Consider the following 13,299-nt stretch of genomic DNA (forward strand, 5'->3'; position numbering starts at 1 on the left):
TGGCATTAATTTGCTGCCTTTTTTTTATATTTTTTTAAGAATTAAAAAAAGCGACAAAGTCGCTTTTTAGAAAGGGGCTATTTCCCGACAGCCCCACCTATCTAACTATGTCTAATAGCTAAAATTTATATTTATTGAATTTTAAATGATTATTGTACCTTATCATTTATTATTTCTATAGCCTTTTCCATTTGCTCATCTTCGTCCTCTATAAGATGTTCAGGGGTAATGCCTGTGCCATCTATATATTCTCCATTTGGGGTGAAGTACTGGGCAACTGTCATCTTATATCCCTCTCCTGTTCTAAGAGGTATTAGGTTTTGCACAAGGCCCTTTCCAAATGTAGTATTTCCTACAAGGGTTCCAACTTCATTGTCTCTAACGGCTCCAGCAAGTATTTCAGAAGCCGATGCACTATTTTCATTTACAAGGATTACAAGAGGAATATCCAGACTGCCATTTGCATCTGATTTTAAAAACCTTTTCTCCCCTTTTCTATCTTGGGTGTAAACTATTGTTCCTTCTCCCATTATACTATCTGCTACCTCTTTGACCTGATCTAGATATCCTCCTGGGTTATCTCTAAGGTCAATTATAAGGCCCTTGGGATTATTTGATTTTATAAGGTCTAAATTTTCTTTAAACTCTGCTCCAGTTTTTTCGTCAAAACTACTTATTCTAATATATCCTATTTCATCCATCATCTCGCTATTTACAGATTTAAGGACAATTCTCTCCCTTATTATTTCTACATCAAATGGTGGCTGTCCTTCTCTTTGGATTGTAAGAACTACCTTCTGGTCTGGTTCGCCTTTCATCATAGAAACAGCTATATCAAGTTCTCTGGCAGATAGTTTCACGTTGTCTACTTCAAGTATCTTATCGTTTGGTTTTATTCCAGCTCTATCAGCAGGAGTCCCCTCTATAGGCCCTATCACCGTGATGAATCCATCTTCTCCTGGAGAAACTACAAGGCCTACACCTACATAGCTTCCAGATGTAGATTCCATGAGTCTGTCATATTCTTCTTTTGTATAAAACTGAGAGTATGGATCTCCTAAACCTTCAAATAATCCTCTTTTCATGCCTAGTAGCAGACTATCGCTATCCACTTCTTCATAAAAGTTTCTTTCTATTTCATTTTTTAGATATATTACTGAAGAAAGTTCTTTTAGATTTTCATAATCACTTCTGGTTATTACAACTCTATTCCCCAAACTTATATTAAGTGCAAGACTTCCAAAAAATGATGCGATTACAAGCATTAAACTTATAAAAAAGGCTCTTTTTTTTGATATCAAAATTTATGTCCTCCAATCTTTAGCCACCTATGTACTTAGATGGATTGACGTAATTTCCATTTTCCCTTACCTCAAAGTGCAGATGAGGACCAGTGGATCTTCCTGTAGACCCTACTCTTGAGACTGTATCTCCACGCTTTACATCTTGTCCTTCAGATACCACTATAGAAGATGCATGGGCGTAAAGAGTCACTATTCCACCGCCGTGGTCAATCATAACCGTATTTCCATAGCTTCCTCTATATCCAGTATATATTACTCTTCCGTCATTTGCGGCAAGTATAGCCGTGCCACTTGAAGCAGCTATATCTATACCAGTATGAAATATCCTCTCTCTAAGAACAGGATGAATCCTATTTCCATAGGGAGATGTAACTCTTCCTCCACCAGCTACAGGCCAGGCCATCACTCCCCCTTTGTAATTTCCTCCAATTCCTTTTTGTCTTTGAAGCTCTCTGATTTTGTTTTCAAGATTCTTTGCTTCTTTTAGAAGTTCTGCTTCCATAGCCTTAAGGTCATCTATTTCAGATTGGACAAGTCTTCTATTTTTGTCTTGCTCTTCTTTGCTTTTCTCTAGTGTTATTTTTTCTGTTTCAAGAGATACTCTTAGGGATACAAGTTTTCTTTGCTCTTCTTCAAGACCTTTCTTTTTAAGCTCTACCTGCTCTTTCTGGCCTTTTAATTCTCCTAGAATTTCTTTGTCTTGTTCTACTACTTTTTTTATCATATTCATATTGGATAGTAGCTCTTCAATATCAGCAGAGTTTAAAAGTACCTGAATATAGTCTATATCAGAAGTCCTATACATTACTCTAAGTCTTTGGCCAAGCAAATCAGTATTTGTCTGTATATTATCCTCAAGAACTACAATTTCATTTTCTGTAGTAACTATTTCCCTTTCCTTTGAAGATATATCTCCTTCAATACCCTTTATTTTATTTTCGCTAATGCTTATCATAGATGCAAGCTCTTCTATTCTCCTCATTATGGCCTGAACCTGAGTTTCTTTTTCTTTCCTTTGGTTTTGGACATTTCCTATATTATCCTTTACATCTTCAAGCTTTTGATTATAATTAGTTGCATATGATAAGCTTCCTATAGATAATGCACCTATAAGGACAGCTATAATTGCTTTTTTCATAGTAATCTCCTCCTATACCTTTAGATATCTCCTAAGGGATACAAGACTTCCCAGTATACCTATTCCTATTCCCATAGCTACAAATATAATAAATACACTGTCAAATATTGTATCAATAGGTAAAAGATATCCTCCGATTAGCGAATATGTCTCGTTTGCCAGTCTTGAATATACAAAACTGTAAAGAGAAAAAACTGCACCAGCTGCTATTAGAGAGCCTATAAGACCTAAGAAAAGCCCTTCTATTACAAAAGGCCATCTTATAAACCAGTTGGTAGCTCCTATGTACTTCATTATATTAATTTCCCTTTTCCTTGCATAAAGGGCTATTTTAATCGTATTTGCAATTATAAATAAAGAAATTGTTGAAAGAAGCAAAATTATGGAAAGCCCAGCTGTGCTTATCACCCTTGAAATAGTAATCATCTTGTCAATTACATCCTTGTAATAGCTAATGTTGTCTATAAAAGAGTCTCCTCTAATAGAATTAACTACAGCATCAGCTCTATTTATAGAAACCACTTCAATTATAAACGAATTTTGAAGAGGATTATCTATTCCCTCCAGAAGATGTGCTTCCTCGCCCCATCTTTCTTTAAATTTTTCCATAGCCATTTCTTTTGACTCAAAAACCACGTCCTTTACCCCATCTATGTTTTCTATCTTTCTTTTAAAGCTAGCTATTTCTCCAGTATCTATGTCATCTATTAAAAATATCTGTATACTGTCAAACTGGCTTTGTGCTGTAATTGCAAAATTATTTATATTAAGAACTACAGAAAGAACAATACCAAGGACAAATAATGAGGCTGCAACAGAAGCTATAGAAGCCAGTGTCATTCCTCTGTTTCTCCAAAGGCTCTTCACTCCTTCTGATATGTTGTAAAAAATACTATTTAGCATCGTTGTAAAGTCCCCTTTCTACGTCCCTCACTACCTTGCCGTGATCTAAAGCTATTACTCTTTGCTGCATCTTGTCAACAAGCTCTTTCGCATGGGTCGCCACAAGCACAGTAGTGCCTCGTTTGTTTATATCTTTTAGAATCCTCATTATCTCACTTGCATTTACAGGGTCTAGATTTCCTGTAGGCTCATCTGCTATAAGAAGAGAAGGATTGTTTATGATAGCCCTTGCTATACCAACTCTTTGCTGCTCTCCACCTGAAAGCTCTGCAGGATAGGACTTTGCTTTATCACTAAGACCCACCATGCTAAGGACAGAAGGTACCTTTCTTCTAATATCTTTTGCCTTGTTCCCAGTTATCTCCATGGCAAATGCAATGTTTTCATAAACTGTTTTATTGGGAAGAAGTCTAAAGTCCTGAAATATTATTCCCATACTTCTTCTCAGTTTAGGAACCTTTCTCCTTGATAGTTTTGTGGTTTGTATCTCGTTTATTGTTATCGTTCCTTCTGTAGGCTCTTCTTCTTTAAGAAGGAGTTTCATAAAAGTTGATTTTCCTGCCCCCGATGAACCTACTAAAAAAACAAATTCTCCTTTTTTGATATCTATATCTACGTTATCTAACGCTACCTTTTCACCTTTGTATATTTTTGTAACACCTTCAAACTTTATCACAACATCACTCCTGGATTTTCATGTACTTTCAAAATTTATAAATGTGAATCATTTTTAATTATACCAAATAATTAAGCTTTTTTTACAATAAAACTATAATTTGCTATACTGATTATATAATGTAGCAGAGAAAAATCATATTACAATCTTGTCATATAGGAGGTTTGTTATGGATGTAAGAACTAGAAAAAAAAATTTAAGAGTTGATGCAATAAATAAGAGAGACTCCCTTACAAGTGAAGAGATTCTAAAAAATTCCGAAAAAATTTTTTCTAAGTTAAAAGAGCTTCCTGAGTTTATTAATGCAAAAACAGTGATGATTTATTTGAATTTTAAAAGTGAGGTAGTTACAGACAGTATTGTAGATTTCCTTCTATCTCAAGGAAAAAAAATAGTTGTTCCTATATGCATCAAAGAACCCAGATCTTTACTTCTCTCTCATATAACTGATCCCAAGGCTGATTGTGATATTGGTTTTTATGGAATCAGGACGCCAAGAGAAGATAATGTAAGGGAGACAGACCCCAAAGAAGTAGATTTTGTAGTTGTACCTGGGGTCGCCTTCTCTAGAGACAAATACAGGCTGGGTTATGGGGGAGGATATTACGACAGGTTTATAAAAACCCTTAGAGAAGATGCATTTAAATGCTCCCTTGCATTTGATGTCCAGATTTATGATGAAGTCCCTATAGACAGGTATGATGAAAAAATGGACTTAATTGTAACTGAAAGAGAAATTATAAGATAACGTCTTTAAAGAGGTATACTGATTTTATATTCAATCAAGTATACCTCTTTTTAGATTGTTATTTTTGAAATATAGTAAGCGCAGATTCATAGTCCTCATTAAAGCCATAAAACCCAAGCACTGTATTTATAAGACTCTTATATGGAGGAGCCTTATCAAATACTCCAAAGTACTCTGCTTTAGTACTTACATTGTTTAGTACAAAACTATCAACTTTAGTGGGCTCTTTAAACATGGTTTTAAGATATCTAGAAAGATAGACTATAGGCATATCCTCTTCTCCTTTTATATTTCCTTCACTTGACCAGATAAAATAATCACTTGTATACATTTTTTCTGGTTCATTAAAATATTCAAGAGAAGAATACATCTTATATTCTGCTGATGGAAGATGATCTCCATAAAAAACAACCAGAGTCTTTCTATCTCTTTTCTTTATCTCATCCATAAACTCTTTAAGAGCTATATCCGAATATTTCAATCCAGTAGCAAGGCTTTCCATTTGCTCTTTATCTCTCTTGGGAAGTCCTTTTATGTTTACTATATAAAATCTATCTTTATAATCCCTATAAAAAAATGGACCATGATTCTGAACAGTTACTGAAAATATAAATCTAGGCTTGTTGCTTTTTTTATCAAGCTCACTCAAAATCTTTTGAAATATATCTCTATCACTCATCCATCCTCCAATAAATTCTGCTTCTTCAAAGTCTTCCATAGATATGAATTTCTCAAAACCTAAAAGAGGATAGACCTCATCTCTTCTATAAAACTCCTTTTTATAATTATGTATAGCTATTGACTTATATCCAATTTCTCTAAAATCCCACGCTAGACTAGGCATTTTTTCCGTAATGGAATTCTGATAAGGCATATAATAATTGGAATATTTAGTTTGAAGCCCAGTTAAAAACTCAAATTCTGTATTAACTGTAGAGCCTCCTATTACAGGAACAAAGATTTCTCCGCCCATCCCTTCACTTTGGTATTTTCTAAAGTATTTAGTCACATCATCAGAAAGTGTAAGCTCGTTTATTTTAGAAATATCAAAAAATGTTTCCGACTGAATCACTATTACATCATAGTCACTATCAAGTCTTTCAATCGGTATATCCTTATTATAGTTTGATTTTGAAATATAGTTAAAATCCGATTTTACATATCGTGGAAAAAAAGTCAGCATATTTGTAGTTATAAGGTGTGGAGTGAAGTACCCTATATTTGAAAATCCTAGAATAACTAAAGCAATCAATATTATTCCATGACTTGAGCTTTTTTTTTCTACTTCTTCACTATGTATTTTAAGAATATATTCATTTTTTTCATTTTCCCTAACTTCAACTAGCTTATAAATACCAAATACTCCTAAAGCTAAAGTTATTAGAAATATAATTAACTCAAAGGACATTAGAGAAGGTAAAAACATTGTAGCAACATCTCTCCCCTTATAAGCCATCACTATGTCATAGGGAACGAACATCCTAAAATGAAATATAAAGGTAATTGTGTTGGAAATAATCATAAAGCATGCAATCAAAAGAAGAACAACTACCATATCCTTTTCTGAAAAGAAGGTTCTTATAGCATGAATTAAGAAACAAAAAAAGGCAATAGATATGAAAGCTTGGCTCATATTTTGAGATTCAAATACATGGCTTTGAAAAATCCATATAGGAGTTTCTATAAGTACAAAAAAGAGAACTCCATAGATTATACTTATTGATATATCTTCTAAGGCTTTACTATATATATTCAATGTCTGTTTGATTCCTTTCCTAAAATTTTTATTTAATTAACCACACTGTTAAATTTTCGTTAAATCTCTAATTATTATGTTATATTTGAGAATTTTTGTCAAAAAAAACTTCCTTAAGATTAATTATCTTTAAGGAAGTTTTTAATAATATATCTATTCATTATCTTGATCTTCGTCCACTTCTTTTTCTTCATATGCTTCAAGATGTTCTTTAACCCTTTCATCAATATCTTTTATTGACATTCCAGTTAGTATTTCTAGTCCTTGTTCCACATTTTCTATTGAATATATATGAAAAGTACCTTTTTTTACTGCCTCTATAACCTCATCTTTTAACATTAGATTTTTTACGTTTTGATGAGGTATTATAACTCCTTGATTTCCTGTAAGACCTTTAAGAGTACATACATCAAAGAAACCCTCTATTTTTTCATTTACTCCTCCGATAGGTTGAATTTCTCCTTTTTGGCTTATGGAGCCAGTTACAGCAATATACTGTTTTATTGGGATTTGAGCTATACTTGAAATTATTACGTAAAGTTCTGTAGATGAAGCGCTATCTCCCTCTATTCCTGAATAATTTTGCTCGAAAGTGATTGAGGTAGTAACAGAAAGGGATTTTTCCTTTCCGTATTTTTCTCCTATATATCCCGCAAGTATCAGGACACCTTTGTCATGTATTGAGCCGCTTTTTCTTACTTCCCTCTCAACGTTGATTATACCTGTTTTTCCGTGGTAGCTGGATGCCGTAATCCTTGCAGGTTTACCAAAAGAATATTCTCCAGTTCCCATAACAGCAAGACCGTTAATCTGACCTATCTTTTCTCCTTCAATATCTATAAGAAGGGTACCATCTTCGTACATTTCATTTAATTTTTCTTCATATTTGTTATTTCTATATTTTTTTGCATTTATTGCCCTTTGAACATCTTTTTCTGTAACAACTTCGCTATCTTCATCGCTAAGAGCATCTGATTCATATAGAATTTCAACGAGCTGATTGTACTTAGCACTTAATTTGTTTTTGTTATCGGCAAGCCTTGAGCTATATTCTACAACTTTTTCTACTGCCTTTTTAGTAAAATGCTTAAGTCCTTTTTCTTCGCACTGGGTTGCTATGGACCTTGCAAACTTATATACATTTTCTGAAGAGCGAGGCATTTCTATATCAAAATCAGCCATTATTCTAAATAATTTTCTAAAATCTTCGTCATAGTTAAATAAAGTGCTATAGGTCCAGTAATCTCCAATGAGTACAACCTTTACATCCATATCAATTGGCTCTGGCTTTAATGTTGAGGTCACCACATATCCGTACTGTTTGTTAAGGGTTTCAATTGTTATTCTTCCTGTTTTTAGAGACCTCTTTAATCCCTCCCAAGCAAAAGGATGGGAAAATAAATCCTTTACGTTTAATATCAAAAATCCTCCATTAGCAAGGTGAAGTGCCCCTGGCTTAATATCTAAAAAGCTGGTTGTAAGGAAACCCATCTCATTTTTATATTCCATTGCTCCAGTTAGATTATAATAAGTTGGATTGGTTTCATTTATTATGGGTCCGCCTACAAGCTCAGAGTTGTCTATAAATAGATTCACTCTATACCTTTCTAAAAATTTTTTTGGATCTTCTCTTTGAAGGGCAAATGGATTTCCATCATGCTTTGGCTTACCTTTAAATTTGCCTATATTACTTATCATGTCTTTTTTCATATCTTGAAGATATTTAATTACTTTTTTGTTTTCAGTAAATTTATCTATTAAATCATCTATAAAAAAGGAAACTACCCTTTCCCCAGTTTTTTTATCTAGCTCTATTATTTTTTCTCTAAGTTTTTGCTCAAAGCCTCTCATTCTGTTCATATATTCAGTTACTTCTTTGTTTAATTCCTGAGACTGATCCCTTAGCCTTGCAAATTCTTCGTCAGAAAGATTATTGTATTCTTCATCTGACATTAATGTTCCATCTTCTTTTAGAGGAACTGTCATCAGACCCTGTTGACTCTGCTGAAAATAAAATCCTCTTTCCTTTGCAAATTCATTAAGTTCTTCAATTAAATTCTGTCCCATCTTTTCGTATTTCTGAACTATCTCAGCGTTTCTAAGCTCATATTCCCTTGATGTAAACACCTTTGGAATTTCTTCATAAAGCTTATCTACCATACTCTCTATATCCTTTTGAAACTCCTTTGCTTTTCCAGGAGGAAAACTAATTGCAAGAGGCTGATCCGGATTATTGTAATTAAATACATAGATATAATCTTTATTATTTCTTTTAGATTTTGCAATCTTTTCAACAACTGAAAATGTATAGCTGCTTCTTCCTGTACCACTAAGTCCTGCTACAAATATATTGTAACCTTTAGCCTTCATTTTAAGTCCAAATCTAAGGGCCTCAGCTGCTCTTTCTTGGCCTATTATACCTTTTAATGGCTTTAAATCTTTTGTACTTTCAAAATCAAAATCTTCCATATTATAGTTTAACTTTAGATATTCTTCTTCTAGTCTATATCTTGAAATATCGACTGTCACAACAATTCCCCCTTTAAGAGCAATTTGCCCTTATTTATCAGTAAATCTATTGTGATAGTTACCCTAATCTAAAAAAAACACACAGATTATTTACTTTGTTTTTAATAGGGTTTTTAAATTTTTCCAACAAAAAAACAAAGATATGGTTTATCCTTGTTTTTTATTTAAAAATTTTTATATTATTAGTCGCTTCTGTTTATAGATTTATCTCTTTTTAGTAATACATATATCAAAAAAAGAGGAAGAGCTGACATCCTTTTAAATCTCCATGGCTCTTGAATTAGTCTGTATAACCACTCTAAACCTAGATTTTGATATATCTTAGGTGCTCTGTTTACTTTTCCTGAATACACATCTAGGCTTCCTCCTACACCCATAAAAACTTTTCCATTCATCTTTTCTATATTGGAATCTATAAAAAACTCCTGTCTTGGAGCTCCAAGGGCTACAAAAACTATGTCTGGATTTGCAGCATTAAGATGCTCTATTGCTAAAGTTTCTTCTTTGGAATTTGGATGCCCTGTATGAGAACCCTTAAAATATCCATGATGAGTGCCTGCTATTTTAAGATTTTTGTATTTTTCCTTTATATTAAATCCTGCTTCTTGGGCTACCCCTTCTTTGCCTCCTATTAGATAAATAGATTTTCCAGATTCATCTGCATACTTTAGCAAATTCTCCATCAGGTCTATCCCTGTCACTCGTTCATTTAGAGGTTTTCCTACAATTTTTGAGCCTATTACAAGTCCTATGCCATCTGGAACTACCATATCTGCTTTTTCAATTATAGTATGAAGTTTTTTATCTTTATTGGCATGAAAAACTATTTCACTGTTTGGAGTTACTATAAAAAACTTTTTATCATTTGAAAGAGCTTCTACTGTTCTTGCAACTGCTTCTCTCATTGTAACTCTATCTATCGGAACTCCCAGTATCTTGATTTTATCCAAAATAAAACATTCCCTTCTATAAACTTAAAATAACTTTAGCTTTTGATAAGTTCGTAAAGCTTTTGATTTTGCAATTCTATCATACTATAAAAACTGTCTAGGCTTTTTTCCAGCTCCTCAACGTTTTTTGAGTTTTCCTTTATAGCCTCTTTTAATTCTTCAAATAAAATATCAGCATTTATATGCTCAACATCAAGTGCATCGCACCTATTCATCATATGCATGAAGCTTTGAATCTTTGGATCATAAGATATTCCAACAGGATATACTCCCATAAGAACAGAAAAAATCAAGCCGTGAAGTCTCATAGCAACCATAATGTCCATATTCCCTATCAAAGAAAGGTATTCATCAACATAAAGATATTCATCCATAAGAACTACCTTATCTCTATAAAGTTCATCCACTTCTTTTTTTATGTTTTCCATAAGCTTTAGATCTTTATGAAAATGAAAAGGTATAAGAACAGGAGTATGGTTAAGCTCAGTTATTATTTTGCCGCAAAGCTTAGCAACCTCCCTTGTTATATCATGATTATTTTTCCAAGGTCTTACTGATATTCCTATATATTGCTTATCCTTATATCTATCCATCTTGGTCAAAACTTCTTTTCCTTTTGAAAGACAAGGTCTTTTTATTCCAAATACTGTGTCTGTAGTTACAAGTATATCTTTTTTGACCCCGATTGTTTGAAGCTCAAGTTTGGATTTTTCATCTCTTACATTTATTACATCAACGGAATTGAGAATTTGCCTTAGCATCCACCTATTATATTTTTTATTTACTGGTCCAATCCCTTGGGAGTATATCATGACCTTTTTTTTGAAAATTCTCTTGGCAAGCCAAATTATTCCTAGGTAATAAGCTATGGAGCGTTTTGAAGTAACATCTTGAAATAAAGACCCACCTCCACTTACAAGGATGTCCATGTCCTTCATTTCTCTAAACATATCTCCAATGCTGGTTCTTTTTATAGACCTAACATTGTGTTTTTTTGCTGTAAAATCAGGATATTGTGACAAAACCACAATATCCACATTTTCAAATATCCTTTTTACACCTTCTATAAGGCCTTTTAATATAGCCTCATCCCCTATGTTGTTGAAACCATAATATCCAGAAATTAATATCTTAGGCATTTCCCTTTCCCTTTTCTATGAGTTTTATTGCCCCCTCTGCCACAAGTACAAAGATAGCTGATGTAAATAGTGTTATTACAAGCTCATAGCTTACTCTAAGATATGACATATAAATTGGGGTTCTTATATGTGAGAAGGTGTTTAATATATTACTCTGCCCTATCATTACAATCAATGCAAATGCTGGGAAGCTCCATACAAATTTCTTTTTAAATGCAAGATAAACCATTAGAACAAGTCCTGGGTATCCAAGTAAGAATGCCTTGTTTCTAGGTCTTGCCGGCAAGAATATTTCAAGGAGATTTCTTACAAGAAGCTCCATAGACGATGGCTCTACATTAGATTCATGTCCACTTCTAAGTAGAAGAAGGGCAACTGCTCCTAGAAGGACCCCAACAATAAGTGCTTGCCAGATTTTGATATTTCCAAGGAAAAACTCCTTTAATTCTTCGTATTTGATATATATTTCATCATTTTTTCTACCATATCCAAAGTATGATAGGTAAACAAGCATTATAATTCCCATAGGAGCTACCTGAGATATTTTTACGCCTTTAAAAATATCAAGCTCAAGAAGATATTTGCTTTGGGCAAAAAATGCCACTTGGAATATCGCTCCAATAAGAGATATTACAACAGCTAGAAGGAGGATGAGTATTCCTCTGAAATAAGCTGTTCCAATACTTGCTTCTTTTTTCTGCTTTAGTATTTCCCTCACTGTAGCAAGGACAAACATACCTGAAATAGATGGAAAAATAATTGTTGATAGCAGTCCGAACATTTTGTTTACCATATCAAGTCTTATATTTAAAACATATATTGCAGCTGTTGCCACAATAGAAATTCCAAATAAAGATAAAATATGTTTTCTCTTTATTTTAAATAGATTGTCTAGGACTATAAATGCTCCTGCAAGAGTTCCCAGAGCAGATAACATCTGAAGAGTTCTTCTCGCTCTCAAATAATCCATTGCATTAATTTCTCCAGGGACTATAGAGTGAGTTTTTTCAAGTCTTTGCTGAAGTTCTCCAAACCTTGCTTTATAAAGCTCCATATCAGTAACTACTTTTCCAGCTGGAGTAATAAATGGTCTAAAGTAAATGACTCTGATGTTTCTTTCTGTTATTGCTCTGTAATAGGTATTCATAATCTCTTCACCATTGTGGTGAAGAGGTATTCCATAATCGAATCTTTTCTGAATATATGGCCAAGTAGTAAATATTCTTACTGCATCATAATTAAGCCTTTCTACAAGGGGCTTCATTCCTGCCATATCAAGATGCTCTCTTTGTACAGATGCTTCAATCATTCCAACTGATATATTTCTATCTTCCATAAGCTCTGCCAGAGCTTCAAGCTCATCATCAGTTCCTATAGCCTCTTCTCCTCCAAAGATTATATATCTTTGGTCGATAGAGTGTCTGTTTAAAGTATCTTCAAATCTTTGAAGGGCTTCCCTTGAATTTTGAATCTGAGAAACATATACAGGTCTTAAAAGAACATTAAGTCCTGATTCTTTTGCAGTCTCAATTTCAGAATCTAAGAATCCAAGTCCTGCGTATTCAAGTTTTGAGACTTGTCCTATATGACTTCCACCGATTCTGTTTCCGTTGAAATCTCTTGCTATAGTAGTATCAAATCCAAAATCCCTTGGATAACCCTCTATTACAAGGGTGTTTTCATCTCGATATGTAATATTTCTTTGTTCTATAAGTGTATCTTTAAGGCCATTTTCAACAAACTCAAGACTCTGAGGACTACCCATTACAACGAGGTCAAATCCTTCAAGCTCTGTTTTTATTTTAAAATCCATGTTTTGTTTAAGAGAGTTTATAGTTGCTTCTCCTATATTTATTGAAGCTACTCCTGCTTCTTTAAATTCTCTTAGATAATAATCCAGGTCCTCTTCACCAATATCTGCGAATCTAACCATTTCTGTATAATCTAAAGTAATTTCATAGTTTTTATATCCTTTTTCCACATCAGCTCTTTGAAACAATATTAAAGAGGAGGATATAAGTCCAATCGCCAGTACAAGAGCGAATAGTCTCTCTATCTTCATTTTTATTCCGCCTTTCATCAATTATCATTCTGCTTAGCTATACTATTATACACTAACTAGCTATACCTTTGTATTAAAAATAAAGCCTTTAGTA

10 protein-coding genes are annotated in these 13,299 nt (G+C 33.3%); 1 reads left to right on the forward strand and 9 read right to left on the reverse strand.

Annotation, left to right across the window (positions count from 1 at the left end; genetic code table 11):
• Window positions 1-149: 149 nt before the first annotated feature.
• Genes J2Z35_RS08740 through ftsE form a run of 4 tightly spaced genes read right to left on the reverse strand, consistent with a single transcriptional unit; the run spans window position 150 to window position 4,021 of the window.
• Entirely contained in the window at window positions 150-1,301 is a 1,152-nt protein-coding gene (locus tag J2Z35_RS08740; RefSeq protein ID WP_209661021.1) for a S41 family peptidase, read from the reverse strand.
• Between the two features lie 19 nt (window positions 1,302-1,320).
• A complete protein-coding gene (locus J2Z35_RS08745) occupies window positions 1,321-2,442 on the reverse strand; it encodes a murein hydrolase activator EnvC family protein (protein ID WP_209661022.1) in 1,122 nt (373 codons plus the stop codon).
• 12 nt (window positions 2,443-2,454) lie between these two features.
• On the reverse strand, window positions 2,455-3,345 hold the full coding sequence (gene ftsX / locus J2Z35_RS08750; protein ID WP_209661023.1) for a permease-like cell division protein FtsX: 891 nt from the start codon (window positions 3,343-3,345) through the stop codon (window positions 2,455-2,457).
• Window positions 3,335-4,021: a cell division ATP-binding protein FtsE gene (gene ftsE / locus J2Z35_RS08755; RefSeq protein WP_209661024.1), complete on the reverse strand. Its 687-nt coding sequence runs from the start codon at window positions 4,019-4,021 to the stop codon at window positions 3,335-3,337. Before ftsE ends, ftsX begins: the two co-directional genes overlap by 11 nt.
• 169 nt (window positions 4,022-4,190) lie before the next feature.
• On the opposite strand from ftsE, the gene J2Z35_RS08760 reads away from it, so the two are divergent.
• The gene (locus tag J2Z35_RS08760; RefSeq protein ID WP_209661025.1) at window positions 4,191-4,769 is read left to right on the forward strand and encodes a 5-formyltetrahydrofolate cyclo-ligase; all 579 of its coding nucleotides are present in this window, start codon (window positions 4,191-4,193) and stop codon (window positions 4,767-4,769) included.
• 58 nt (window positions 4,770-4,827) lie between these two features.
• Here the strand turns inward: J2Z35_RS08760 and J2Z35_RS08765 are convergent, their stop codons facing one another.
• From J2Z35_RS08765 to J2Z35_RS08785, 5 genes are all read right to left on the reverse strand, one after another.
• Complete coding sequence (locus J2Z35_RS08765) at window positions 4,828-6,525, reverse strand: sulfatase-like hydrolase/transferase (protein ID WP_209661026.1); 1,698 nt, start codon at window positions 6,523-6,525, stop codon at window positions 4,828-4,830.
• A gap of 153 nt (window positions 6,526-6,678) precedes the next feature.
• Window positions 6,679-9,054, reverse strand: coding sequence for a Lon protease family protein (locus tag J2Z35_RS08770; RefSeq protein ID WP_209661027.1), 2,376 nt, complete (start codon window positions 9,052-9,054; stop codon window positions 6,679-6,681).
• Window positions 9,055-9,236: 182 nt separating this feature from the next.
• On the reverse strand, window positions 9,237-10,004 hold the full coding sequence (locus tag J2Z35_RS08775; RefSeq protein ID WP_209661028.1) for a WecB/TagA/CpsF family glycosyltransferase: 768 nt from the start codon (window positions 10,002-10,004) through the stop codon (window positions 9,237-9,239).
• A gap of 35 nt (window positions 10,005-10,039) precedes the next feature.
• Window positions 10,040-11,143: a polysaccharide pyruvyl transferase CsaB gene (csaB, locus tag J2Z35_RS08780; RefSeq protein ID WP_209661029.1), complete on the reverse strand. Its 1,104-nt coding sequence runs from the start codon at window positions 11,141-11,143 to the stop codon at window positions 10,040-10,042.
• Window positions 11,136-13,205, reverse strand: coding sequence for a DUF5693 family protein (locus J2Z35_RS08785; protein ID WP_209661030.1), 2,070 nt, complete (start codon window positions 13,203-13,205; stop codon window positions 11,136-11,138). The genes csaB and J2Z35_RS08785 overlap by 8 nt, the downstream gene beginning before the upstream one ends.
• Window positions 13,206-13,299 lie beyond the last annotated feature (94 nt).

This window comes from Acetoanaerobium pronyense, from assembly GCF_017874355.1.
Classification (GTDB): domain Bacteria; phylum Bacillota; class Clostridia; order Peptostreptococcales; family Filifactoraceae; genus Acetoanaerobium; species Acetoanaerobium pronyense.